Here is a 24,055-nt window from a genome sequence, read left to right as displayed (position 1 = left end):
GGCAGTTCAGCGCTCCACCGCGTCCGCCAGGTTGGCACGCATGCGCTGCAGCAGGGCAATCAGCTGGTCGTGCTCCTGCGGCGTAAAGCCACGCAGGGCTTCCGCGGCGATCTCGTCGCCCACCCGACGCGCCTGGTCGAGCGCCTTGCGGGCCTTGGCGGTCATCTGCACCAGGCGCTCGCGGCGATCGTCCGGGTTGGGCCGGCGCAAGATCCAGCCGCCCTCTTCCATGCGGTCCAGCAGGCGGCCCGCCGAGATCGGCGCCACGTCCAGGATGTCGGCCAGGCTGGCCTGGTTGATCTCGCCATGATGGGCCAGGTAGGCGAGCGCGCGGCACTGCGCGCGCGTGAGGTCCAGCGTGGACTTCGCCAGGTCATCGAAGCGCTTGCCGCACAAGCGGCCCACGTCGGTCACCAGGAAGCCAAGGCGTTTTTCGGATTCCGATTCCATCGCGCGACTATAGCCCAAGAACCATGGCAGTGAACGGGCCGACACATGAGCCAGGGAGCCCACCGCGTACTGGCCAGCCATATAATAAGCACGCTTATCAATCAAACAGCCCCCCCCACGCTTCCATGTCCTCCCTTGCCCGGCAGGCCGGCTCAGACAGGCCGCTGAACCGGCCGATGATCACGGTCTCGATCATGCTGGCAACGCTGATCCAGACCCTCGACAGCACGATTGCCAACGTTGCGCTGCCGCATATGCAGGGCACGCTGTCGGCCTCGCAGGACGAGATCACGTGGGTGCTGACCTCGTACATCGTGGCGGCGGCCATCGCCACGCCGCTGACCGGGTGGTTGTCCGACCGCCTTGGCGTGAAAAAGCTGCTGCTGATCGCCATCGGCGGCTTCACCGTGGCCTCGGCCTTCTGCGGCCTGGCCGAGACGCTGCCGCAGATGGTTGCCGCACGCCTGCTGCAAGGCATCTTCGGCGCCTCGCTGGTGCCGCTGTCGCAGTCCATCCTGCTCGACATCAACCCGCCATCGCGCCAGGGGCAGGCCATGGCTGTGTGGGGCATGGGCGTGATGGTCGGCCCGATCCTCGGCCCCACGCTGGGCGGCTGGCTGACCGACAGCTACAACTGGCGCTGGGTGTTTTTCATCAACGTGCCGATCGGCGCCTTCGCGATGTTCGGGGTCATGTCCTTCCTGCCCGGCAAGGCGCCGCGCCGCGAGGTCAGGTTCGACGCGTTCGGCTTTGCCACGCTGAGCCTGGCCATCGGCGCGCTGCAGGCCATGCTGGACCGCGGCGAGCAGCTCGACTGGTTCAGCTCGCTGGAAATCCGCATCGAGGCGTTGCTGGCAGTGGTCAGCTTTGCCTACTTCGTTGTGCACACGGCCACGGCGGGTTCGAAATCGTTCTTCCGCTTTGAACTGCTGAAAGACCGCAACTTCGCCACCGGCACTTGCTTCATCTTTGTCATCGGCGCGGTCATGTACGCCACGCGGGCGCTGCTGCCGCCGATGCTGCAGGGCCTGATGCAGTATCCCGTGGCCACCACCGGCCTTGTCACCGCGCCCAGCGGCGCCGGCACCATGGTGGCGATGCTGCTGGCGGGCCGCCTGCTGCGCCGCATCGACGCACGGCTGCTGCTCTTGTCGGGATTCCTGATTTCCGCGTTCGCGTTGTGGCAGATGATGCACTACACGATCGTCCTGTCGATGTCCGACATCGTCTGGCCCGGCGTGATCCAGGGCTTCGGGCTGGGGCTGGTGTTCGTGCCGCTCAGCGCGCTGACCTTTTCCACGCTGCGGCCGGACCTGCGTGCCGACGGCACCGCGACCTACAGCCTCGTGCGCAATATCGGCAGCAGCATCGGCATCTCGGTCATCCAGGCGCTGATGACGCGCAACACGCAGGTCGCGCACGCCGACCTGGCCGCGCATGTCAGCGTCTACAACCCGAACCTGCAGTCGATGGTGGCAAACGGCTCGCGCGTCGACCTGGCGGCATTAAACCATGCCATCACCCAGCAGGCGTCGATGATTGCCTACCTCAACGATTTCAAGGCGATGTTCATCGCCACGCTGCTGGTCGTGCCATTGATCCTGCTGGTGCGCCCCGCCCGGGAGGCCCCGGCCGACGTGGCCCATGCCGCGATGGACTGACCAGTCCGCGGCCGTAGCATGCGCGAGACGACGCAGGTGTATGGAGACGTAACAGCACTGGCGATCCCCTTGTGACGTACTACCGTACAAACTGGGTGCTATCGGTAGCGCCCGAGGAGTTCGCATGGCTATCCGGTCGCTTGCCTCGCACAGCACTTCCCAGTTGCGCCGCCTGATCGGCCAGATGCAGGCGGAAGTCGATGCGCTCGAAAACCTGTCCGCGCCCGATCCCGATGCACAGAGCCGCCTCGGCTATGCCACGGCTCGGCTGCGCGACGGCATTGAGGCAGTGGAAGACGCGCTGCAGTCATTGCGGGCGCTGCAACAGGTACGGCCTTCGGCGATGAAGGCGCGGCGTGGGCCGCGGGTGGCATGACGCCCTCACCAGACTTGCCGGACAGCCTGCGCCGATCGCAACGAACCGCTGTAATATGTCACGACGTGATATATAACGCCGCCACCATGGATGGCGCCACCATGGGTAGGCAATGTGGCACCCCGCCGCCTAGACCGAGCAAGCCCCTTCTTGTAAAAGGATCCAGTCAATGCTGACCCAGAAGACAAAGGACATCGTAAAGGCCACCGCACCGGTCCTGGCTGAACATGGCTACGACATCATCAAGTGTTTTTATAAGCGCATGTTCGAAGCCCATCCTGAACTGAAGAACGTGTTCAACATGGCGCATCAGGAACAGGGGCAGCAGCAACAGGCGCTGGCACGTGCGGTCTACGCGTATGCAGAGAACATCGAGGACCCAGGCAGCCTGATGGCCGTGCTGAAGAACATTGCCAACAAGCATGCGAGTCTCGGTGTCAAACCCGAGCAATACCCCATCGTCGGGGAAAACCTGCTGGCTGCCATCAAGGAAGTCCTGGGCAGCGCGGCAACGGACGAGATCATTTCCGCATGGGCGCAAGCCTACGGGAATCTGGCCGACGTGCTGATGGGCATGGAAAGCGAATTGTACGAGCGGTCTGCCGCACAGCTGGGCGGCTGGACCGGCTGGCGCAGCTTTATCGTGCGCGAGAAACGGCCTGAGAGCAATGTGATCACATCATTCATCCTCGAGCCTGCGGACGGCGGGCCGGTGATGAACTTCGAACCCGGCCAGTACATCAGCGTCGCCGTTGATGTGCCGACACTGGGCTTGCAGCAGATTCGCCAGTACAGCCTGTCGGATATGCCCAACGGACGCAGCTATCGCATTTCAGTGAAGCGCGAGGGCGGCGGAACGCAGCCACCGGGCTATGTCTCCAACCTGCTGCACGATCACGTCAATGTCGGGGATGAGGTGAAGCTTGCCGCGCCGTATGGCAGCTTCCATATCGATGTCAACGCCAAGACGCCTATTGTCCTGATCAGCGGTGGCGTGGGACTGACCCCGATGGTCAGCATGCTGAAGCGAGCCATCCAGGACCCGCAGCGGCACGTGGTGTTCGTACACGGCGCACGCAACAGCGGAGTCCACGCCATGCGTGACCGGCTGCGCGAGGCCGCCAAGACCTACTCCAATTTCGATTTGGTCGTGTTCTATGACGACCCGCTGTCACAGGATGTCGTTGGCCGCGACTACGACTTCGCGGGGCTTGTGGATGTCAAGAAGATCAAGGATTCGGTCCTGCTGCCCGATGCCGACTACTACATCTGTGGACCGATCCCGTTCATGCGGATGCAGCATGACGCGCTGAAGGACCTGGGCATCCATGAGGCACGGATCCACTACGAAGTATTCGGGCCGGATCTGTTTGCCGAATAAATAGGAAAGACGCCTGCGGTGCCGGGCGCGGCCTGTGGGCGGCAGCATGCGCTTCCACCTGTCTGGTGTGGGACGTGCTTTAAGGGCAGCTACTCGCTTCCCGCGAGTGGGTGCGCGCGCAGCGCCACGGTAGGGTTCACCAATGCCGCTTACCCGAATCCCCCGGCGAATGCGCGCCATTCGCCAGTCAATGCAGTACGGGGCTGAACCGAAGCACAGGCAGTCGTTGAACTCTACGTTAGGCCAACTCAGGATCCGTCATCATGGCGGAGCGCAGCAACCGCTTCACGCTCGATTTGCTGCTATGCCTCGTCGTCCGCGCAGGCGTCGATCCCCGGATCGGGCTGGCCAATCCCCGCGCGGTGGTACCGGTATGCGCGCGGGCCAAAGCGTAAGCCCGGTGGTGCCGCTATTCCATCGGCATTCGCGATGAGTTGTCATGGCAGCTTGGCGCGCAGGCGGTCTAGCCAAGTGGGCGGCAGGCTTACCGAGCCTTTCCCATCAGTGGCAGCAGTGTCGTAAATGACTTCGTCTCGCGTCCAGATCAGGCGCGGTTCCGGATCCTCATACATGCGTTCAACCAGGAGCGCGCCGGTCGTTCTTGAGTACAGGCGCAGGAGCACCGATCCCCGGGCCGGGAGGAGGCACATCTCCGCCATGTACGGCCCGGACTCTTGAGGAGATGCCTCACGCTGGCAGTTGCCCGCACGGAGCCGCTGACGCACGTCGAGGCCATAGCTGACGATAACGACAACCCCAATAGCCACGGCGATGCGCTTGGCCCAGATCCGCAGCATTTCCCTTGCACGCCCTCGCCTGCCGTCCGGCAGCGATAACACATATCGAACGGTGCGATACATGGCATAGGCTGCGATGGGGAACAGAATCAGGCCGGCGAGCACGCCCAGTTGCGCAACTGCTAGTACGGTTAGACTTCCATCGTTCATAGCGCAAACGTGACTGAAATTGGGTTGTTGAGCCGAACAAACTTGATATCAGAGTAAAGCAGCAAATCACCGCCTCGTTTGTGCTTCATCTGCCAATCCCTGAAATCCTTGTTCCGGACCGGGTAATAGACGCTGTTTGTGGTAATGGGGCCAGGCTCCGTCACCGGATACATTACCCAGTCCCCAGTTGTAGCTTGGCTGAGTGGTACCGCAGCGGGTACCACAATTATGCCGGCGCGGTTCCAATGTCCCAGGTACTGCGAACCGGAGCCGGGCCGGTCGAGAAACGTGAACATGTCGCGCATGTAGATGGCCACTTGCGTTACCGTTGCCTGCGCCACCGTTCCGAACAAGCGCATGAACTCGGCCCGGTCAATAGCAGCATAAAAGGAGAATGTACCCAGCGAGCCGTACAAGTCATCGGGAAAGGTTCGTGGAGAAAGAAGGGAGCGCCCCCCGAGAATCGCCCTGTCGAGGAGCGTGCTATCCACAGAGTTGCGCTGAAACTGATAGTCGCGATGAATAACTTGCACATCTCTGCCGCTCTTTTCCCACGCGTCCAGCGTATAAGTGACGCCCGGCAGTACCCCGGAAGGGACGTAGTTGCGCAGGGACGGGCGGGAGAGGATTGCAGCCAGCGCCTTGCGCGCATTCGGTGTATAGAGCGATTTCTGCCGCAGCTCCTCATATCTCGCGTTGGCTCTGGGAAATCCGAGAATCCACGACATGGGGAACATGGTCGTATCAACCATGCTGGCTGGAAATGGCTCACCTTTCTGGTTAATGGCTCGAGTCTCCCCTTCCGGCGTTGCATAGTTCAACTCGCCAGCAAACCATCTGCGCATTAGCTTGGCAGAGCGTTTCCAGCCCATTGTTTCCATGGCCCGGGGAATGTCTTGTATGTCAAAGGGCGCTACCTTGGGACGCGTCAATTGCTCACGCTTTGGCGGCTTGGGCTTCGGGGGTTCGTTCATCCAGGCGCGGAGATCCGCCAGCCCTTCAATGAGCGATTTCGGAGGGGGCGGTGGCGTCTTTGGGGCGGTCGGCTTCAGTGGCGGGCCTTGCAGGCCCGGCGCCGGCTTGTTGCTGCACAGCCGGTATTCGTCAGCGTCAACTATCGTGTAGCCCTTGGCACCTTGTCTGATGTTCCAGTCGATGTTCAGGAAATCAGGTTTGCAGTACAGTAATCGCTCATCGCTATCCGACACGGGCATTCCTCTTGGTGCGAAAAATGTCCATTTGTGCGGCAAACGCTACGGAATTCAATGGAACGGTTCCGAATCTGATTGAACTCTTTTGCTATCTGTACTGCATGTTTCCTAACTCCCTCGGCATTTGATCCAGGGCAAATCAGGCTCGGTGCTGCTTTCTTCTGAATCTTTCGCTCCCCTTGCTGGGGAGGCACATCAACAACAATCCAAAGGAGAAAACATGTGCAAGATCCTCGCTGTCGTCGCCATCGGCCTACTCGTTGCAAGCCAGGCGGTCGGCGCCCGTAACACCCCATGCTCGGGTAAGAAGGGGGGCGTCGCCCATTGCAGCGGTGTCAAGTTCGTATGTAAGGACGGCTCTATCAGCCAGTCAAAGCAATCCTGCTCGTGACACCTGCCGCAGCGCAGCCTACCCATGGGAAAGCGTCGCGCTCCAATCGGCGGATTACCTTGTCTCCGTGGCCAGTTGTCCAGCCTGGGGATTGCTTTGCATACCACTCGCGGGCTACTGCCTCAAAGCTGTTGGCTGAGCGCTCCACGGTAGTGGCCCGGCGAACCTTGCACTCCATGCTCGGATCTACCCCGGCCGCCAGAAGCTTGCGAGCGTCGTCCCGCCTTTCTCGTGCCGCCTTCTGGCCGACCTCCGGATACACCCCCAGCGACAGGCGCTTTTCCTTTCCGGCGAAACGGTACTTCAGCCGCCACCACTTGCCCCACTGAGGGCAACTTCGAGGTAAAGGCCAGCCGCGTCAGCGAGCTAGTATGGCTTGTCAGTTGCCCGCCCATCCGGCGTCATACCAGGCTTGGCGTTGTGGATTGCAATCTCAGAAAGGCCCATGGGGGCAACTCCTACGGCAGTTGGGGCAGTTGCCCCCAAAGTTGCCCCCGGTTGGGGGCAGTAATACCCGGTAGAAGATTGTAGACGATGGCAACAAAAAACCCCGGAAGCCTTGTGGCGCCGGGGTTAGCGGTGAATCTTGGTGGTACTTTGAAAGGTGTCTGGTGGACCGAAGGAGGATCGAACTCCCGACCTCTGCATTGCGAACGCAGCGCTCTCCCAGCTGAGCTATCGGCCCATAGCGAAAGATTGTAGCCTACTTCCGCCGAGCGCTTCAATCCATACCCGCACGGTGATGATCCCGCGCAACATCAGGCCGCCATGCCCGGGTTGCGCTCCATGCCGACCACGCGGGGCAGGTTCAGCGGGCGCGCGCTGACTTCCTTGTTCGCGCGCAGCCACTGGGCCATGACATCCCAGATCGGCGCGCCGCCGGCCTGGCGCGCTTCTTCGGCCACCGGCGCCCAGCCGGCCACCTTGTAGGTCTTGCCGGCTTCCAGCGGCTGGCCGTTCAGGCGCATGTCGCGGATGCGCTTGCCCATGCCGGCGTTCGGATCGATGGTGTACTGCAGGCCGCCCACGCGCACCATGTCGCCGCCCTGCTGGTAGTACGGGTCCGGGTTGAAGAGGTTGTCGGCCACGTCTTCCAGGATGGTCTTGATGGTCTCGCCGCTCATGTCCGTCACCGTGGTGTACGGGTAGGTGATAGCGGTCTGGTCCATCAGGTGCTCCATGGTGATGGCCTGGCCCGGCAGCAGCGTGGTGCCCCAGCGGAAGCCGGGCGAGAACGCGATCTGTGCGCCCTGCACTGCCATCAGGCCGTCGAGGATGAGCTGGTCGAAGGTGCCGTTGAAGTTGCCGCGCCGATACAGCAGGCCGCGGTTGACGGCCAGCACTTCGCCGAGCTTCTGTTCGTATGGCGCGCGGACCCTGGTGATCAGCGCGTCCATGGCCGGATCCGCCGGCAGGTAGTTGGCGAACACCGGCAGCAGGCGGTAGCGGAAATCCGTCACCTTGCCGTTCTTCACGTCGAAGTCCAGCACGCCGAGGAACTTGCCGTTGGAGCCCGCGTTGGTGACCAGCGTGGTGCCGCCCGCGTTCTTCACCGGCACCGGCGCCGGCATGCCGTCATGGGTATGGCCGCCCAGGATCGCGTCCAGCCCGCGCACGCGCGAGGCCAGCTTTAAGTCGACATCCATGCCGTTGTGCGACAGCAGCACGACCACCTGGGCGCCCTTGCCGCGCGCATCGTCAATGACCTGCTGCAGGTTCTCTTCCTGGATGCCGAAGGTCCAGTCCGGCACGAAGTAGCGCGGGTTGGCGATCGGCGTGTATGGGAAAGCCTGGCCGATAATGGCCACTGCCACGCCATTGATGTCGCGGATCACGTACGGGTCGAAGACCGGGTCGCCGAAGTCGTTGGTCTTGATGTTCTGCGCCAGGAACGAGACCTTATCCTTGAAATCCTTCTCGACGATCTCCTTGACGCGGTCCGCGCCGAGCGTCATTTCCCAGTGCGGCGTCATGACGTTGACGCCCAGCGCCAGCGCCGCGTCGACCATGTCCTGGCCCTTTGTCCACAGCGCGGTGGCGGAGCCCTGCCAGGTGTCGCCGCCGTCGAGCAGCAGCGCGCCGGGCCGGCTGGCCTTCATCCTGCTGACCAGCGTGGCCAGGTGGGCAAACCCGCCGACCTTGCCGTAGCGCTGCGCGGCCTCGGTGAAGTCCAGATAGGTGAACGCATGCGCCTGCGGCGTGCCGGGGCGGATGCCGTAGTGGTGCAGCAGCGCGTCGCCCACCAGGTGAGGCGGCTTGCCTGCATACGCACCGATGCCTAGGTTGACGTTGGGCTCGCGGAAATACACGGGCCGAAGCTGCGCGTGGCAGTCCGTGAAGTGCAGCAGGTGGACATTGCCGAAGCGCGGCAGGTCGTACATGGCCTCGGCGGACTTCGCCGCCTGGGCCGCGCTGGCGGGGAAGCTCATGCCGCTGGCGCCGGCAATGGCCAGCACCTGCAGGAACTCGCGTCGGTTCATGTCGTCGTCTCTTCCTGTGGAATCGGCGTGCCGGTTGGCACCATGCAAGACTTGCAAGGCGCTTCCGGCATCGGTTTCATGTTGGCCGTGCGCGGATGGGCGCGCGGCAGGGCAATGGTTCAGGGCCGCGCGTAACGATCGAGCGCAGCGACCTCATCTTCGAGCATCTCGCCCACTTCCTTCTGCACCACGCGTCCGCGCGCGTCGATCACATACAGCTCGGGCAGGCCTTTGCGCGGGCTGAATGTGCTGCGCAGCGCCGGGGAATCCATGGTGGCCGGGAAGGTGTAGCCGCGCTTGCGCAGGTACTCGGTGGCCTCGCGCGGGTCCTTGTCGATGCTGATGGTCAGCACCTGCAGCGGCGTGCCGCGCGTGCGTTCGTACAGTTTCTGCAGGCGCGGGTTCTGCATGGCGCAGAACGGGCACCAGGAGGCCCACACCTCGACGATCAGCGGCTTGCCGGACAGCGACGCGGCTGTCACGGTGCGGCCATCCAGCGTCTGCACGTCGGGCAGGCGCACGGTGTCGCCGACCTCCAGCGCGCCGGCGCTGCCGGCTCCGGCCATCAGGCCGAAGGCCAGCAGCCACGCGATGAAGGCCGTCCGCGCGCGCAGCATGCCCTTGCCCTTACTGGTTGACCGGCGAGGCCGGGTCCAGCAGCAGTGCCATCACATCGCGGATCTGCGTTTCGGTCAGGATGCCCTTGTGGCCGAAGCGCGGCATGTTGGAGCAGGCCGCATAGGCGCTGGAATCCCAGATCTTGCCCCAGGTGTACTTGACCACGTCCTCGGAGTTGCCGCGCAGCTTGCCGTACTGGTACAGCGACGGGCCGATATTGCCGAACGAGATCTCCGTCTTGGTCATCTGGTGGCACGCGTAGCAGTTGCCGCCGTTGGTGCCGCCCACCTTGTCGGAGAACTGCATGCCGCGGCCGTTCTGCGCGACCTTTTCGCCTTCCTTCCAGTCGCCCAGCCACTGGCCGTCGGCGGGGTACTTCACCTGCTTGAGCTCGCCCGCTTCGATCTTCTTTGCCGTGGCCGCCGGCACCTTGGAGCGGTCGGGGTACTGGCTGCAGGCCTGCTGCATGGCGTCCTGGTTGAGTACGCCTTCAACGGTAGCCGGGCCCTTCGACGAGAACGAGCCTTCGATCAGGTGCTTCATGTCGGCGGCGCTGACGGCAGCGGCCTTGGCCTTTGCTGCCGGCTTTGCCTTGGCATTGTCCTGCGCGATGGCGCCGGTGCTGGCAACCAGCGCCAGGGCGGCAGCCGTCCACACGGCGTATTGCTTGGTGAATCCTTGCATGTCTGTCTCCCGTGCTCGTCAGCGCTTCATGGCGGGGCCATCGTAGGTGCCGCCGTTCGCGTTCCTGGCCAGGAACATGGTGAGGGCGGTAATCACGTCCGAACCGTAGGCCGGCTCGGGAAAGCGCTGCTGGCGCAGGCAGTCGTACAGGCGGTGCTGCATGGTGCGTACCTCGCCCTGCGAGACGCGGTAGGCGGGCCACGTCGTATAGGCTGCCTGCGCGCCCTTCTCGCTCAGCAGATTGGGCAGGTCCTGCAGGCGGATGCGCTGGCCGTCCACCGCGTGGCAGGTGGCGCAGGCAAAGTCATAGGCGCCGCCGCGGTAGAAGAACATCTTCTGGCCGAGCGCGTAAGTGCGCTGTTCTTCCGGGTGGCTGAGCTGCACGTTCATCTTCACGCCGCGCGATTCCGCGGTCAGGTACGAGACCAGGCGCTCGATGTCGGACGGCTTGCCCGACGACGAGAACGGGTTGGCCATCGCCTCTTCCTTCGTCAGGCCTTGCAGCGTCATGCGGCAGTAGGCCAGGCGCTGCTCCAGGTCCATGACCTTGCCGGTATCCTTGAAGTAGCGCGGCAGTTCGGCGTAGGCGCCCTTGGTCACGCCCGGGCCCTTGCCCAGGTCGCACTGTTCGAGCGAGACGTTCTTCGGGCCGGCGGGCTTTTTCCACAGCTCTTCGCCGGCGGCTTCCCACAGCTCGGCCGGGTTGCCTTCGGCCAGCATCTGGCGGTACTTGGCGATTTCGTCGGCGGTGCTGCCCTGCGCGTGCACGGCGGCCGCCAGGGTCAGCGCGGTGGCGCCGGCTGCGGCCAGCGCTGCGCCCGTGGCAAGGCGTCGGATCTTGGTCATTGGGGGCTTCTCCTCCCGGCCGCTCGCGCGCCGGGTCATTCTTCTGTATCCGGGCCTTCCCTTGCCCGGGCCGTCCTCAAGGCTTGATATAGGCGTAGCCTTCGTCAAACTGCAGGCGGGCGATCTCCACCACGCCGGCCGGTACGATCTTCGCTTCCATCAGCAGGCTCGATTCGGAGATCTTGCGTGCCGTCAGCGTATTGCGGCACACGCGGAACTCCACACCGGCCGAAGCCAGCGCGCCCACGGCGCCATCAAAGGTGTTGCCGCGCGCATCCTTGGCGCCTTCCACCAGGAAATCCACGCCGTAGCCGAACGCGACCACGACGATCTTCGTGCCCGGCGCGCCGTTCAGGTGGTTGCGCAGGTTGCCCATCGCGCGCACCGCCTGGTCGATGCCTTCCGACAGCTGGTACACCACCTTGACGCGCCCGCCCTTGCTTGCCGACGCGGCCGGTGCAGCCTGCGCCGCCGCCTTTGCCGACAGTCCGATGGCGGCCAGTGCCGCCGATGCCCGAATGAATGCTCGCCGCATGATTGTTCCCGAGGTCAGTTTCCGACCAGAACCATAGCAGACGACGGCCAGGCGCGCCGCGCGGGTATCAGCCGATGGTCGCTTCGTCGGTGCGCTTGTCGCCGCGGTTGTCGACCCAGGTCACGCTGACCTTGTCGCCTTTGGCACCGCCCTTGAACTTGAAGTTCAGGAACGGATCCTTGGATACCGCCGGGCCGAACTGGGCGCGGAACACTTCCTTGCCCTTGCACTGGGCGCTCACGGTCTGGATATGCCACGCCGGAATGATCTTGCCGGAACCGTCCTTGCGCTGACCGGTTTCCATGTCGTGCTTCATCAGAATCTTGACGTCTGTCACGCCGCCGTTCTCGGTGGCGCGTACGCGCATCGGGTCTGCCATTGCTCTCTCCTGTTGCAGATGATCGTGGATTGGCGGGGCGCGGGGCTCAGCCGCCGCAGCCGCCCAAGGTGACCTTGATTTCCTTGGATGCCACGTACCACTTGCCGCCGGCCTTGACCGCGGCGTGCACCACGGAGGTCTGGCCCATCTTCACGCGGGTGGAGACGAACGGTTCGGTGCCCGCCGGGATCACGAAATCCGCGGCCAGCGTGTTGGGGTTCTTTTCGACCAGGATGGCGATCTGCTCGGTATCCGGGATGTTGCTGGTCACGGCCACCGGCACCACGGCGCCGTTCTCGGCGATGTCCGGGGCGTTGAAGGTGATGGCGGTGCTCTTTTCGGTGCCGCTGCCGCCCAGGGCCTTGATCACGTCGGCCACGCTCTTGCCGTCAAAAGCGGTCTTGTTCCACTCGGCTGCCTGCGCTTCGCTGATCAGGCCCGTTGCGGCCATCAGCGACAGGACAGCGGTGACCCGCAGTACTTCTCGTCGTTTGGAATTCATGGTGCTTTGCTCTCCGGCTACTCCGTTCCCGGTCGTGGTTGACCGCCTGGGGCGGTGCTTCCTGCATGCGGCCGGTGCTTGGCCGGCCGCTGTGCTCTGTATCCAGGCCCGCGCGGCGGATGCCGGCTAGCCTGCTGCATCGGTGCGTTTGCCCTTGCGGGCAGCGCTTACTTGGCCGGCGCGCCGGCCAGGACCCACTCCACCACCGTCTTGAGGTCGGCGTCACTCAGGCCGGCGTTGGCGGGCATCGGCACAGGACCCCAAACGCCCGAACCACCGCCCTTGACCTTCTTGGTCAGGGTCGCCAGGGCGTTCTTGTCGCCCTTGTACTTGGCGGCCACGTCCTTGTAGGCCGGGCCGACCAGCTTTTTGTCGACCTGGTGGCAACCCATGCAGGCGTTCTTGTTGGCAATCTCCTGTGCCTTGGCGGCATCGACCGCGTGGGCCGATGCGGCGGCGCCCAGCATCAGCGCTGCGATGACAAACTGCTTCATTGATATAGCTCCAAGCTTTGTAAAGCCGTGGGGACGGCAAAGGCCTCGCCACAACCGGACTGCGCTGCGGCGCGACACACTCTGGCCGCCGCCTGGGGGCACTCCAGCGGCCAGCCCGCTATTTTGCCTCAAGAATCCACCCCACCATGGCATGGATGTCCGAATCGGGGATCTGCGGCTGGGGCGGCATCGGCACGCTGCCCCAGGCGCCCTGCCCGCCCGCCTTGACCTTGCGCTCCAGCGCGGCGTGCGCGTCACCCTGGCCGCGGTACTTGCTGGCGATATCCGAAAATGACGGCCCCACTACTTTCCGGTCGAGTGCGTGGCACGTCATGCATTGGTACTGGCCGGTCAGTTTTGCGCCGGGCGCCACCGGCGCCGAAGCGACCGTTGCGACCTGCGCGGAAGCCAGCGCCGCCACGCCGCGCGTGGGCCCGAAACCGCGCTGCTGCTGCGACAGGTCGCCATGCGAATCGCGCGCGTATTCCGGCATGGCCGAGACCACCTTCACGGTTGCCTCGCAGTCCTTCATGCACGCCGTGTTGTGCGTATCGGGCCGGCCCCGGCCCGGCCACATCCCGTGTTCCGTGGTCATGCCGTTGCGGTTCGGCATCTTGCGCTGCACCTCGGCGATATTGGCGTCCGACAGCGTGAAGTCGGCCGGGACGATCTCGCCCAGATTCAGCAGGTAGGCCGTGACGGCATAGACGTCGTCGGCGCTCAGGCTGCGCGGCGCATTCCACGGCATGGCGCGGTGGATGTAGTCCCACAGCGTGCTGACCGTGCTGACCTTCATCAGCGTGGTGCGGTACGGCTGGTTGCCGGTCATCGCCGCAACGCGGCCTGTCCGGACGTCGTCGGCCGTGGTGCCGCCCACGATGGGCGAGAAGACTTCGTTCGATTCGCCGAAGTCGCCGTGGCAGGACGCGCACTTGCCATCCCAGATCTTCTGGCCCTGCGCCACCGTGCCGCGGCCCTTGGGCAGGCCCTGGAAATCCGGGCGTACGTCGATGTCCCAGGCGGCCACCTCGGCCGCGGTCGCGGCGCGGCCAAGGGCCGCACGCGCCGTGGCGGTGTCGCCCGTGCCGGCCCAGGCCGCCGAGGCCACGCAGCCGGCTGCCAGCGCCAGGGCGCGCGCCGCGTTAGCCCACGTGGACATTGGACACCTCCCCGCCCTGGGCCACCTGCCAGCTCTGGATGGCGTTGTTGTGGTAGATCGAGCGCGTGCCGCGCACCGCGCGCAGTTGCGCCATCTTCGGCTGCACGTAGCCGGTCTCGTCGATCGCGCGGCTTTGCAGGATGGCCGGGCCGCCGTCCCAGACCCAGTCGAGGTTGAAGCGCGTCAGGCATTTGGACAACACCGGCGTTTCCAGCCGTGCCGTGCGCCAGTTGCGCCCGCCGTCGGTCGAGACGTCCACGCGGCGGATGCGCCCGCGGCCCGACCAGGCCAGCCCGCTGATATTGTAGAAGCCCTTGCCGACCATCTGCTGGCCGCCCGACGGCGAGGTGATGACGGACTTGCACTCCTGGATCGAGGTGTACTGGCGCAGCTTGCCGTCCGGCATCATGTCCACGTAGTGGATGGTCTCGTCCTTGGCGTTCCAGGGCTGGTCACCGAGTTCCAGCCGGCGCAGCCACTTGACCCACGACACGCCCTGCACGCCGGGCACCACCAGCCGCAGCGGGTAGCCGTTCTCCGGGCGCAGCATCTCGCCGTTCATGCCCCAGGCGACGATGATCTCGTCGGCCAGCTCCATCGGGATGGTGCGCGTCATGCCGGAGCCGTCGCCGCCCTCGGCCAGCAGGTACTTGCCGCGGCGCAGGTCCGCGCCGGCGTCGTCCAGCAGCACCTTGAGCGGCACGCCGGTGAATTCGCAGCAAGACAGCATGCCGTGGGTGTACTGCACCGTCGGCACTGCCACGTTGCCCCACTCCATGCCGGTGTTGGCGCCGCATTCGATGAAATGCATGCGCGACACCGACGGCAGGCGCATCAGGTCATCCATCGTATAGACGCGCGGCGCCTTGACGAGCCCGTTGATCATCAGGCGGTGGCGGGCGGGGTCTATGTCCTGCCAGCCCTGGTGGTGCCGCTCGAAATGCAGGCCGCTGGGCGTGATGATGCCGAACAGGCCCTGCAGCGGCGCGAACGCGACCGAAGCCGCCGATACCCGCGTCAGACCGGGCGACTCGCGTCGCACCAGGTTTTTCTCATGGACCGAAGGCTGTCCGTAGGGCCGCGCCGCCACCGGCTGGCCCAGCGACGTGGCCCACGGCTGCGGCTCCAGGATGGCGGGATCGCCGTCGACGGCCAGCGCGCGGCGGCCCAGTCCGGCCGCGACGATGCCGGCGGCCGCGCCTAGGAAGCTCTTGCGCAGGAAGTCACGGCGCGGGCTGTCCAGGCCATGCCGGGCGATGTCCTGCTGCAGCGCTGAGCTGACGAAGTGCTCGGGCGCGGGCACGATGCGCCCGCGCGGATTCCGTTCCTGCAATGCCGTCTCCTCCGGCACGCTCGCCAAGGCGGCGCGCCTGTTCTGATGCGGTCTGCAGGAAGAGCCAGCTACTGCGCGGCCTTGCGCCGCCGGGCGGGTGGCGGTGCGGGCTGGACCATGAAGCGGTCGACCGCGCCGGAGGGCAAGGCATTGTCCTCCAGCCGGCTCGCCACCTGCACGCAGACCGTGCGGCACAGCTCCACCACGCTTTCGTCCGCAATGGCGTAGAACACGAGGTTCGCCTCCTTGCGGCGCGACAGCACGCCCGAGCGGTACATCGCGTTGAGATGCCGCGACACATTGGTCTGGGACGAACCCACCGTCTCCACCACCGTGTTCACTGGCTTCTCGCCATCGCACAGGGCGTGCAGGATCTTCAGCCGCGTAGGCTCCGCCAGCAGGCTGAAATACCCCGACACCTTCTCGAACACGCGATCCAGCTCTTCCATGCCGTCCAATATATTCGTATATGCGTGATTGCGCATATAGTGTTTACCCATTGATGCAGAACAGCATGATTGTGCCGCCAGTCGCCCGGCGGCACCAGAATGGTCGTGCGAATCAGCGTCGCGCGAAGCGCCGGCCCAGCCACAGGCGGCCGCCGAAGACATTGAGCAGCAGGCCCGCCATGACCACGGCGGCGCCGAGCCACTGGGCCGGAGACAGGTCCTCTCCCAGGAGCACGTGTGCGGCCACCAGGCCGACCACCGGCACCAGCAGCGTAAGCGGCGCCACCTGACTGGCCGGGTAGCGGGTCAGTAGCCGGCCCCACATGGTGTAGCCGAACACGGTCGCGGCGAAAGCCAGGTACAGCACCGCGAACACCGCCATGCCCGAGACGTTCGTGAGGCTCGCCGCGATGCGCGCCGGCCCTTCGAACCACAGCGACAGCAGCGCGAACGGCACGATCGGGATCAGCGCCGCCCAGACCACCAGGCCCAGCAGGTCGACGGGACCGATCTTCTTGCTGACGATATTGCCGCTCGCCCAGCAGGCCGCTCCGCACAGCGTCAGGAGGAAGCCGGCGACGCTCATGCCGCCGGGAGCCGTACCCGTTGCAGCGCCCGTGCCGATGAGCGCCAGCCCGCAGGCGGCCACCAGCATGCCGGCCAGGTTATGCCAGCGCAACGGCTCGCCGAGCCACAGCGCGGCGATGCCCACCGTGAAGAAGACCTGCGACTGCAGCACGAGCGACGCCAGCCCGGCCGGCATGCCTACGGCCATTGCATAGAACAGGAAGGCGAACTGCCCGAGGCTGATGGTCGCGCCGTAGGCCAGCAGCATGCGCAGCGGCACGCGCGGGCGCGGGACGAAGAAGATGGCCGGGAACACCACCAGGCAGAAGCGCAGCGCGCCAAGCAGCATCGGCGGAACGCCCGCCAGGCCGACCTTGATGACGACGAAGTTGACGCCCCAGACGCAGACGATGGCTAGGGCTAGAAGGCGGTCTTTGGGTTGCATGGGGGACGGCGCGCGGCAGGGGCAGATTCGGAAAGCCCCAGCGTAGCAGCGCCCCGCGCCGGGGCATTGCACGTTCTTGCGGTTTTTGCGGAGCCGGCTAGCCCAGCATGTCGGCCCAGATGCCCTTGGCCCAGGCCAGGGCGAAATCGCCCTCGGGCACGTTCGGCGCCGTCGACAGCCCGCCCGATCCCGGCACGGTCACCATGGTCTTCTGCGCGGCATCATAGCGATGCACACTTGCCACATGCACCGCCTCGCGATCGGACGTAAAGCTGTAGCACGTGTTGTTGTAGAGCGGCTCGGAGTCGGGCGCGCCGCCCGAGAGCAGCGCAACGATGGCCGCCGCCGCGACCTTGCCATGCTGGTTGGCCATATGCCCGGACTTGGGCATCAGCGGCGCGATCTGGATGGCGTCGCCGAGCACATGGATGTTCGGCACGGCCAGCGATTCGAACGTCAGGAAATCCACCTCGCACCACCGGCCATTGGCAGTGGCCAGCCCGGCCGACACGGCAATCGCACCAGCCCGCTGCGGCGGCAGCACATTGAGCACATCGGCCCGCTCGTCATCCTGCACGTCGAACTTGAGCGTCCGCGTGGCGGGATCGACATCGACCGCGCCGTACTGCGGCCGGTACTCCACCATCCCCTTGTACTGCGTGGCCCAGACCTGCCGGAACAGCGCTGCCTTCGAGGTGATGTCCGGGTTGGCATCGAGGATCAGCACCTTGCTGCGCGGCTTGTGCCGGCTGAAATAGTGCGCCGCCTGGCAGGCCCGCTCGTACGGGCCCGGCGGGCAGCGGTAGGGCGCGAGCGGGATGCTGATCGCAAAGGTGCCGCCGTCCGGCATGGCTTCGAGCTGGCGGCGCAGCGCCAGCGTTTGCGGGCCGGCCTTCCAGGCATGCAGGATCTGGTCGCCGCCGGGCTGCTGCAGCCCGGGCAGCGCGTCGTTCATCATGCCGACACCGGGCGACAGCACCAGGCGATCGTAAGGCAGCGTCGCGCCGCCGGCCAGGCGCACCGTGCGCTTGCCTGCATCGATGGCCACGGCCCTGTCGCGCACGAGCTTCACGCCATGGCGGCGCACCAGCGCGTCGTACGACACGGTGATGTCCTCCATGCGCCGGCTGCCGCCGATCACCAGGTTGGACAGCGGGCATGAAACAAAGGCGGCATTGGGTTCCACCAGCGTGACGTCGATGGCGTGGCTGCTCCATTCACGCAGATAGCGCGCTGCCGTGGCGCCACCATAGCCGCCGCCAACTACCACCACCTTTGCCGGGGCGGCCGCGCGGGCGCCCAGCGTACCCAGTGCAGCGGCGCCGGCCGCCGCCCTCAGAAAGCTGCGTCGTTGCATGGCCCTCTCCTACCTGACGGCGGCGAACCACGCCGCAATCGCCGTGATTTGGTCGTCGCTGTAACCCTTGGCAATCTGGTGCATGACGGTGGCCTGGCGCGTGCCGGCCTTGAATGCCTGCATCTGGGAAACGAGTTCGGACTGGGGACGACCGGCCAGTGCGGGAATGGGGCTGCCGGCAGGGGGGCGGCCTTCGGGGCCATGGCAGTTGGTGCAGGCCGCGGCATGGTTGCGCGCACGCAGTGCCGCAGGGTCTGGGCCCGCCGCGGAAGCGGCGCCGCACGCTATCGGCAAGGCCAGCGCGGCCAGGGCCGCGGGTATGAGGATCCTTGTCATGGTCTCGCTCCGTGGTCCGCCCGGCGGGCGGCGCGTGGCTACCGTATCACATCACGCGCGGGCGGGTGGAACGAAATCCGCATGACGTCAGGCAGCGGTTGCTGCCCGACGGAGGAGCCGGGGTTCGGCTCAGGGCAGGTTGCGGCCCGGCGGCAGTGCCACCGGGGAGGATACCGGCGAAGTCACCGGGGTCGCGACAGCGCCATTGGCAGCGGACGAGTCGGCTGGCGCATTGACCGGACCACCCACGCCCGGCACCGACTGCACGGGTGCCGGCGTACCAACGGTGCCATCCGGCTGCGGGTTCTGCGAGGTGGACGCCTGGTCCAGGCGCGCGCGCTCGGCCTCGCTCACGTAGTCGAAGGCCTTGACGACCTTGGTGACCCCGCCGGTGTTGCGGGCCACCTCCGTGGCGCGGTCGCCTTCGGGAGTGGTGACAATGCCCAGCAGGTAGACCACGCCCTTGTCCGTGGTGACCTTGATGGAATTGGACGGCACGCCCTCGGCGGTCATCAGCTGGGTTTTGACCTTGCTGGTCAGGTAGGTGTCCTCGCTCTGCGTCATGAATGACGGCGACGACGCGATCTCGAGTTCGTTGATCACCACGCGCGCGTTGGGCAGGCCACGCACGTACTGGTCGACCTGCTGCTTCACGTTATCGTTCGCGGCCTCGCCGGTCAGGAGAACCTTGCGGTTGAATACGGTCACGCTCACGCGCGCCTGGCCGTTGTAGCGCGAGCTCAGGGTGCTGTCGGCCTCCATCTGCAGGCCGCGGTCCACGGTCTGCGTGGCGGTCGGGCGACGGTCGGTGGCAACCGCCACGCCGCTGGCCACGGCGCCGGCCATGACCGGGAAGCAGCCGGCGAGCTGGGTGGTGCCGACGGCGAGCACGGCTGCGGTGAGCGCGATGCGGGTCAGGCGGGAGGCTTGGAAAGGCAGATTCGTCATGCTGTCCTTGCTGTAGCTTGGGGTAAGTGGATCAGGCTTCGCCGAGCAATGCCTCGTCGATGCCATCGCACAGGCAATGCAGGGTGAGCAGGTGGACTTCCTGGACGCGCGCCGTACGCTCGCTCGGCACGCACAGGTGGATATCGAACTCGTCGAGCATGGCGCCGATCTTGCCGCCGCCCTTGCCGGTCAGCGCGACCACGCTCATGTCGCGCTGGCGCGCGGCCTGGATCGCGGCAATCACGTTGCCGGAATTGCCCGACGTGGACAGCGCCAGCAGGATGTCGCCGGGCTGGCCCAGCGCCTCGACCTGCTTGGAGAACACCATGCTGAAGTCATAGTCATTGCCGATGGCGGTCAGGATCGAGCTGTCCGTGGTCAGCGCGATCGCCGCCAGCCCGGGCCGCTCGCGCTCGAAGCGCCCGACCAGTTCGGCGGCGAAATGCTGGGCGTCGGCGGCGGATCCGCCGTTGCCGCAGACCAGGATCTTGTTGCCGCTGGTCAGCGCGCCGACCATGCGTTCCACCGCGGCGTCGATATACGGCGCCATCACGGTCGCGGCCTGGCGCTTGGTTTCGGCGCTGTCCAGGAATTGCTGCTGAATACTTTCGATGCTCATCGCTCGATAGGGGCCTTGTTGTTGCTGTGGCGGCACGGGCCGCGCAATATCGCGCATTATGAACCAGCGCGGCCGGTCAGCCAGGGTCGCCGGCGGTATCCAGGTCGAAGGCATGCTGCAGCCATTCGAGCCGGCCCGGCGCCATGGCCACCACGTCGAACCGGCACGGCGGCTGCTGCGGCAGCGTAGCCAGGTAGTGCAGCGCCGCCAGCACCACACGCCGCTGCTTGGCCGGCGTCACACTGGCCGCCGCGCCGCCAAACGCGGCCGCACTGCGCTGGCGCACCTCGACAAACACCAGGGTGTCGTCCGGCGCGCGCATGACCAGGTCGATCTCGCCGCCTTTGCAGCGATAATTGCGCACCACGGGCTGCAGGCCGTGCCGCAGCAGGTGGGCGAGCGCCCGGTCTTCGGCCAGCGCACCGCGCGCCTGCGTCGTGCTTTTGAATGATCGAATCAACGGAAGTTCTCATGAGTGACTGGATTTCGCTGGCGGCCGGCCAGTCGTACCCGGCCGGCACGCTGTACGTCGTGGCGACCCCGATCGGCAATGTGGCGGACCTGTCGCTGCGCGCGCTGCATGTGCTGGGCCTGGCCGATGCCATTGCCTGCGAAGACACGCGCAATACGGGCCAGTTGCTGTCGCGCGTGGGCTTGCAGCGCCCGCTGGTGGCCGTGCACGAGCACAACGAACGCGAGGCTGCGGGTCGCATCGTGCAGCGCCTGGCCGCGGGCGAGCGCATTGCCTACGTGTCGGACGCCGGCACGCCGGGCATATCCGATCCCGGCGCGCGGCTGGTCGAGGCGGTGCGCGCCGCGGGCCTGCCGGTGGTGCCGCTGCCCGGCCCCAGCGCCGCCGTGGCTGCGCTGTCGGTCGCCGGCGAGATGCTCGACACCGGCGCGGGCCGGTTCACCTTTGTCGGCTTCCTGCCGAGCAAAGCCAAGGCGCGCGCCGAGGCCATCGCCGCGCTGGCCGCGCTGGACCACGCCTGGGTCCTGTACGAGGCGCCGCACCGCATCGCCGAGACGCTGGCAGCGCTGGCCGCCGGCCTGCCGCCCGCGCGCCGGCTGCTGGTCGGGCGCGAACTGACCAAGCTGTTCGAGGAGACCCCGGTGATGACCGTGGCCGAGACACCGGCATGGCTGGCGGCGGAGGCCACGCGCGCCAAGGGCGAATTCGTGCTCGTGGTGGAAGGTGCCGCAGCCGGTGCGGCCGATGACGGCTCGCCCGACGCCGAAGCGCAGCGCGTGCTGTCGTTGCTGCTGGCGGAGCTGCCGGCCAAGCGCGCGGCCAAGCTGGCCGCCGCGATCACCGGCGCGGGCACTGATGCGCTTTACAAGCTGGCGCTGGCGCAGCGCGCAGAAGGCTGAAGGAAAGCGGGGAAAGTCAGACGGGAGGACCGAGGCGCGCGGCGGCATGCGTCGGCAAGCTCCGCATCAGCGGCGCTTGCGCTTGGCCGTGGATTTGGCCTTGGCGGACGCCTTGCCGGATTTGCCGGGCGCCAGCGAGTTGGCCAGTTCGGGCACGGCGACATCGTCATCGCCAGCGCCGTCACCGGCTTCATTGCCACCGGCATCGAACTGCGGACCCAGCGCGGCCACTTCGGTGCGCGACAGGCGGCGGATTTCCACCTGGGTGGCGCCGTGGTCGACAAAACCCAGCCGGCGCGCGGCGCCATAGGACACGTCGAGCACGCGGTTGCCGTGGTACGGGCCGCGGTCATTGATGCGCAGCACGGCCACCTTGTTGTTGCGCAGGTTGCGCACCAGCACCCAGCTGTCGAGTGGCAGCGACGGATGGGCCGCGGTCATCGCGCGCATGTCGAAACGCTCGCCGTTGGCCGTCTTGCGGCCATGGAAGCCCTTGCCATACCAGGACGCCATGCCGCGCTGCTCGAACGTACCCATATCGGCGCGCAGGCCGTCCAGCGAACGGCCGCTCAGGTTGCTGTCGTCCTGGTCGAGACCAAACAGGTTCCAGCTGCCGGTGTCGGGCTTCTCGGCCCTGGCAGTTTTCGGCGTGCGAGCAGACTTGGTCGGCACCGCGCCGGAGGTTCCGGCATCCGCAGAGCCGCCGCCTTCGGGCGGCGTGGCACAGGCGGCCAGCACCAGGGCGCATGCGGTGCATGTGCCCAGTCTTGCCAGCCGCTGCCAGCCGGAGAAGATCGGCAGAATCCAGTTCATCGCGCGAGTCTAACACTGTACTGTTGCGGCTATAGCATTGATTTTGTTACGAATTATGTGCGATCTCGCACGATTGCCCCGTCAAGTCCCCGGAATCCACCGCCTGGTGCGGGTTTCCGGCCGATGGGTCATGCCCTGATGCAGGCGCCTTAAGATGCACTCGAAATGCCTTCGCCGGGCCTCGGAGCCTGCCGGCGCTACAATGCCGGCACACCCTGCCGCATGCGACCGAGCCTGTCGCGGCCCATGACAAGACACCCATGAAAGTCCTTCTGATCCCCGTCACGCCCTTCCAGCAAAACTGTTCGCTGCTGATCGACGAACACACCGGCAAGGCCGCCGTCTGCGATCCCGGCGGCGACTTGGACCGCATCCTGGACGCGGTCAAGGAACAGGGCGTGGAGCTGGAAAAAATCTTCCTGACGCATGGCCACGTGGACCACTGCGCAGGCGCCGCGGCGCTGTCACGCCAGCTCGGCATCCCGATCGAAGGCCCGCACGAGGACGAACGCTTCTGGATCGAGCAGTTGCCGGAACAGACCCGCCGCTTCGGCTTCGGCCAGGCCGAGGTGTTCGAGCCCGATCGCTGGCTGCAGGATGGCGATACCGTGCAGTTCGGCGGCGAAACGCTCGAGGTCTATCACTGCCCCGGCCACACGCCCGGCCACGTGGTGTTCTTTTCGCGCGCCAACCGGCTTGCGGTTGTGGGCGACGTACTGTTCGCCGGCTCGATCGGCCGCACGGATTTCCCACGCGGCAACCATGCGGACCTGGTGCGCTCGATCCGCACGCGGTTGTGGCCACTCGGCGAGGACGTGACCTTCATTCCCGGCCACGGCCCGGTGTCAACGTTTGGCGAGGAACGCCGCAACAACCCGTTCGTCGCCGATCACCTTATCGACGCGGCCTGATCCACAGGCCATCCCCGCAAGCCATGGCCAAGCGACAAGCCCCCGATACCCGTCCGGAAATCTACGTCAGCACAGACATCGAGGCCGACGGGCCGATTCCCGGGCCGCATTCGATGCTGTCGTTCGCCTCGGCCGCCATGCTGGCCGACAAGACCGTGGTGGGCACGTTCTCTGCCAACCTGGAAACCCTGCCTGGCGCCGTGGGCCACCCGGTCCAGATGCAATGGTGGGAAACCCAGCCCGAAGCCTGGACCGCCTGCCGCCGCGACCTGCAGCGTCCCGAGGAAGCGATGCTGCGCTATGTCGAATGGGTCGAGAACCTGCCCGGCAAACCTGTCTTCGTGGCATTTCCGGCCGGCTTCGATTTCACGTGGATGTTCTGGTACATGATGCGTTTCGTCGGCCGCTCGCCATTCGGCTGGGCCGCACTGGACGTCAAGACGCTGGGCTTTGCGCTGACCGGGCTGCCATACCGCAAGACGGTCAAGCCGGTCTTCCCGGAGGCGTGGAAAGACCCGTTGCCCCACACCCACGTGGCCCTGGACGACGCGCTGGAACAAGGCGCCTTGTTCTGCAATATGCTCGCTGAAATGCGCGCACGAGAAGCAAGACTGGCTTCCGGAGGAGATTCTGCCGTAAGCGAGCCCTCACCTCAGGCTCCTGCGACGTGAGCCGCGTGCGGCAGCGTATGCGCGCGGGCTCGCATCTGTGGCCAGCCCGGCTATAGTAAAGATGCAGGTGGCGGCACCGGGTGAAACCTGACGACTTGCGATTCGCGGACCATGCGCAATC

The 24,055-nt window shown here is 65.9% G+C and carries 29 protein-coding genes and 1 tRNA gene; 7 read left to right on the top strand and 23 right to left on the bottom strand.

Features of this window, described 5'->3' with window-relative positions:
* Positions 1 to 6: 6 nt before the first annotated feature.
* Positions 7 to 450, bottom strand: coding sequence for a MarR family winged helix-turn-helix transcriptional regulator (locus tag LDO29_RS13510; protein ID WP_224080290.1), 444 nt, complete (start codon positions 448 to 450; stop codon positions 7 to 9).
* Positions 451 to 575: 125 nt separating this feature from the next.
* Between LDO29_RS13510 and LDO29_RS13505 the strand changes: the two genes are divergently transcribed.
* From LDO29_RS13505 to LDO29_RS28210, 4 genes are all read left to right on the top strand, one after another.
* Positions 576 to 2,111 (top strand): DHA2 family efflux MFS transporter permease subunit, encoded by a 1,536-nt coding sequence (locus LDO29_RS13505; RefSeq protein ID WP_224080289.1) that lies wholly within the window; start codon positions 576 to 578, stop codon positions 2,109 to 2,111.
* A gap of 124 nt (positions 2,112 to 2,235) precedes the next feature.
* Positions 2,236 to 2,487 (top strand): hypothetical protein, encoded by a 252-nt coding sequence (locus tag LDO29_RS13500; protein ID WP_224080288.1) that lies wholly within the window; start codon positions 2,236 to 2,238, stop codon positions 2,485 to 2,487.
* Between the two features lie 169 nt (positions 2,488 to 2,656).
* Complete coding sequence (gene hmpA / locus LDO29_RS13495) at positions 2,657 to 3,868, top strand: NO-inducible flavohemoprotein (RefSeq protein ID WP_224080287.1); 1,212 nt, start codon at positions 2,657 to 2,659, stop codon at positions 3,866 to 3,868.
* A gap of 263 nt (positions 3,869 to 4,131) precedes the next feature.
* The gene (locus LDO29_RS28210; RefSeq protein WP_290369568.1) at positions 4,132 to 4,263 is read left to right on the top strand and encodes a hypothetical protein; all 132 of its coding nucleotides are present in this window, start codon (positions 4,132 to 4,134) and stop codon (positions 4,261 to 4,263) included.
* A 42-nt stretch (positions 4,264 to 4,305) separates the two neighbouring features.
* On the opposite strand, the gene LDO29_RS13490 is transcribed toward LDO29_RS28210, so the two are convergent.
* The 21 genes from LDO29_RS13490 to LDO29_RS13390 all read right to left on the bottom strand — a co-directional run bounded on the left by LDO29_RS13490 (position 4,306) and on the right by LDO29_RS13390 (position 20,628).
* The gene (locus LDO29_RS13490) at positions 4,306 to 4,815 is read right to left on the bottom strand and encodes a hypothetical protein (RefSeq protein WP_224080286.1); all 510 of its coding nucleotides are present in this window, start codon (positions 4,813 to 4,815) and stop codon (positions 4,306 to 4,308) included.
* Positions 4,812 to 6,023, bottom strand: coding sequence for a DUF6402 family protein (locus tag LDO29_RS13485; protein WP_224080285.1), 1,212 nt, complete (start codon positions 6,021 to 6,023; stop codon positions 4,812 to 4,814). Before LDO29_RS13485 ends, LDO29_RS13490 begins: the two co-directional genes overlap by 4 nt.
* 365 nt (positions 6,024 to 6,388) lie before the next feature.
* The gene (locus LDO29_RS28285; RefSeq protein WP_318035503.1) at positions 6,389 to 6,679 is read right to left on the bottom strand and encodes a phage integrase central domain-containing protein; all 291 of its coding nucleotides are present in this window, start codon (positions 6,677 to 6,679) and stop codon (positions 6,389 to 6,391) included.
* Between the two features lie 347 nt (positions 6,680 to 7,026).
* Positions 7,027 to 7,102, bottom strand: a tRNA-Ala gene (locus LDO29_RS13475).
* Between the two features lie 73 nt (positions 7,103 to 7,175).
* Positions 7,176 to 8,897, bottom strand: coding sequence for a thiosulfohydrolase SoxB (gene soxB, locus LDO29_RS13470; RefSeq protein ID WP_224080284.1), 1,722 nt, complete (start codon positions 8,895 to 8,897; stop codon positions 7,176 to 7,178).
* Between the two features lie 119 nt (positions 8,898 to 9,016).
* Positions 9,017 to 9,514: a TlpA family protein disulfide reductase gene (locus LDO29_RS13465; protein ID WP_396022661.1), complete on the bottom strand. Its 498-nt coding sequence runs from the start codon at positions 9,512 to 9,514 to the stop codon at positions 9,017 to 9,019.
* A gap of 10 nt (positions 9,515 to 9,524) precedes the next feature.
* Positions 9,525 to 10,199 carry a sulfur oxidation c-type cytochrome SoxX gene (gene soxX / locus LDO29_RS13460; protein ID WP_224080283.1) on the bottom strand — a complete coding sequence of 225 codons (675 nt, stop codon included), beginning with the start codon at positions 10,197 to 10,199 and terminating at the stop codon, positions 9,525 to 9,527.
* Positions 10,200 to 10,217: 18 nt separating this feature from the next.
* Positions 10,218 to 11,045, bottom strand: a complete 828-nt coding sequence (soxA, locus tag LDO29_RS13455; protein WP_224080282.1) for a sulfur oxidation c-type cytochrome SoxA — start codon at positions 11,043 to 11,045, stop codon at positions 10,218 to 10,220.
* Between the two features lie 76 nt (positions 11,046 to 11,121).
* Positions 11,122 to 11,580: a DsrE family protein gene (locus tag LDO29_RS13450; protein WP_224080281.1), complete on the bottom strand. Its 459-nt coding sequence runs from the start codon at positions 11,578 to 11,580 to the stop codon at positions 11,122 to 11,124.
* A 67-nt stretch (positions 11,581 to 11,647) separates the two neighbouring features.
* Complete coding sequence (gene soxZ / locus LDO29_RS13445) at positions 11,648 to 11,959, bottom strand: thiosulfate oxidation carrier complex protein SoxZ (RefSeq protein ID WP_224080280.1); 312 nt, start codon at positions 11,957 to 11,959, stop codon at positions 11,648 to 11,650.
* 46 nt (positions 11,960 to 12,005) lie between these two features.
* Positions 12,006 to 12,461: a thiosulfate oxidation carrier protein SoxY gene (gene soxY, locus LDO29_RS13440; RefSeq protein ID WP_224080279.1), complete on the bottom strand. Its 456-nt coding sequence runs from the start codon at positions 12,459 to 12,461 to the stop codon at positions 12,006 to 12,008.
* Between the two features lie 167 nt (positions 12,462 to 12,628).
* Positions 12,629 to 12,955, bottom strand: coding sequence for a c-type cytochrome (locus LDO29_RS13435; RefSeq protein ID WP_224080278.1), 327 nt, complete (start codon positions 12,953 to 12,955; stop codon positions 12,629 to 12,631).
* A 118-nt stretch (positions 12,956 to 13,073) separates the two neighbouring features.
* Positions 13,074 to 14,114: a c-type cytochrome gene (locus LDO29_RS13430; protein ID WP_224080277.1), complete on the bottom strand. Its 1,041-nt coding sequence runs from the start codon at positions 14,112 to 14,114 to the stop codon at positions 13,074 to 13,076.
* Positions 14,098 to 15,447 carry a sulfite dehydrogenase gene (gene soxC / locus LDO29_RS13425; RefSeq protein ID WP_224080276.1) on the bottom strand — a complete coding sequence of 450 codons (1,350 nt, stop codon included), beginning with the start codon at positions 15,445 to 15,447 and terminating at the stop codon, positions 14,098 to 14,100. The genes LDO29_RS13430 and soxC overlap by 17 nt, the downstream gene beginning before the upstream one ends.
* Positions 15,448 to 15,515: 68 nt before the next feature.
* A complete protein-coding gene (locus LDO29_RS13420) occupies positions 15,516 to 15,932 on the bottom strand; it encodes an ArsR/SmtB family transcription factor (RefSeq protein WP_224080275.1) in 417 nt (138 codons plus the stop codon).
* Between the two features lie 76 nt (positions 15,933 to 16,008).
* Complete coding sequence (locus LDO29_RS13415; protein ID WP_224080274.1) at positions 16,009 to 16,908, bottom strand: EamA family transporter; 900 nt, start codon at positions 16,906 to 16,908, stop codon at positions 16,009 to 16,011.
* Positions 16,909 to 17,005: 97 nt separating this feature from the next.
* Positions 17,006 to 18,265: an NAD(P)/FAD-dependent oxidoreductase gene (locus LDO29_RS13410; RefSeq protein WP_224080273.1), complete on the bottom strand. Its 1,260-nt coding sequence runs from the start codon at positions 18,263 to 18,265 to the stop codon at positions 17,006 to 17,008.
* A gap of 9 nt (positions 18,266 to 18,274) precedes the next feature.
* Positions 18,275 to 18,601, bottom strand: coding sequence for a c-type cytochrome (locus LDO29_RS13405; RefSeq protein ID WP_224080272.1), 327 nt, complete (start codon positions 18,599 to 18,601; stop codon positions 18,275 to 18,277).
* Positions 18,602 to 18,730: 129 nt separating this feature from the next.
* On the bottom strand, positions 18,731 to 19,549 hold the full coding sequence (locus LDO29_RS13400) for a BON domain-containing protein (protein WP_224080271.1): 819 nt from the start codon (positions 19,547 to 19,549) through the stop codon (positions 18,731 to 18,733).
* 31 nt (positions 19,550 to 19,580) lie between these two features.
* Entirely contained in the window at positions 19,581 to 20,168 is a 588-nt protein-coding gene (locus tag LDO29_RS13395) for a phosphoheptose isomerase (protein WP_224080270.1), read from the bottom strand.
* Between the two features lie 76 nt (positions 20,169 to 20,244).
* Positions 20,245 to 20,628 carry a YraN family protein gene (locus tag LDO29_RS13390; protein WP_224080269.1) on the bottom strand — a complete coding sequence of 128 codons (384 nt, stop codon included), beginning with the start codon at positions 20,626 to 20,628 and terminating at the stop codon, positions 20,245 to 20,247.
* Positions 20,629 to 20,639: 11 nt separating this feature from the next.
* Between LDO29_RS13390 and rsmI the strand changes: the two genes are divergently transcribed.
* Positions 20,640 to 21,539 carry a 16S rRNA (cytidine(1402)-2'-O)-methyltransferase gene (gene rsmI / locus LDO29_RS13385; RefSeq protein WP_224080268.1) on the top strand — a complete coding sequence of 300 codons (900 nt, stop codon included), beginning with the start codon at positions 20,640 to 20,642 and terminating at the stop codon, positions 21,537 to 21,539.
* A gap of 66 nt (positions 21,540 to 21,605) precedes the next feature.
* Here rsmI and LDO29_RS13380 read toward each other — a convergent pair whose 3' ends face one another.
* The gene (locus LDO29_RS13380) at positions 21,606 to 22,352 is read right to left on the bottom strand and encodes a septal ring lytic transglycosylase RlpA family protein (protein WP_224080267.1); all 747 of its coding nucleotides are present in this window, start codon (positions 22,350 to 22,352) and stop codon (positions 21,606 to 21,608) included.
* A 260-nt stretch (positions 22,353 to 22,612) separates the two neighbouring features.
* Here LDO29_RS13380 and LDO29_RS13375 point away from each other — a divergent pair, with 260 nt between their 5' ends.
* Both LDO29_RS13375 and LDO29_RS13370 read left to right on the top strand, forming a co-directional pair.
* Positions 22,613 to 23,263, top strand: coding sequence for an MBL fold metallo-hydrolase (locus LDO29_RS13375; protein ID WP_224080266.1), 651 nt, complete (start codon positions 22,613 to 22,615; stop codon positions 23,261 to 23,263).
* A gap of 23 nt (positions 23,264 to 23,286) precedes the next feature.
* Positions 23,287 to 23,934, top strand: coding sequence for a 3'-5' exonuclease family protein (locus LDO29_RS13370; RefSeq protein ID WP_224080265.1), 648 nt, complete (start codon positions 23,287 to 23,289; stop codon positions 23,932 to 23,934).
* The last annotated feature ends 121 nt before the right edge of the window (positions 23,935 to 24,055 follow it).

The organism is Cupriavidus laharis (assembly GCF_914271435.1).
Lineage (GTDB): Bacteria > Pseudomonadota > Gammaproteobacteria > Burkholderiales > Burkholderiaceae > Cupriavidus > Cupriavidus laharis.
Note: the sequence above shows the minus strand (reverse complement) of the source record. Positions and strands in the feature narration are given on the sequence as shown.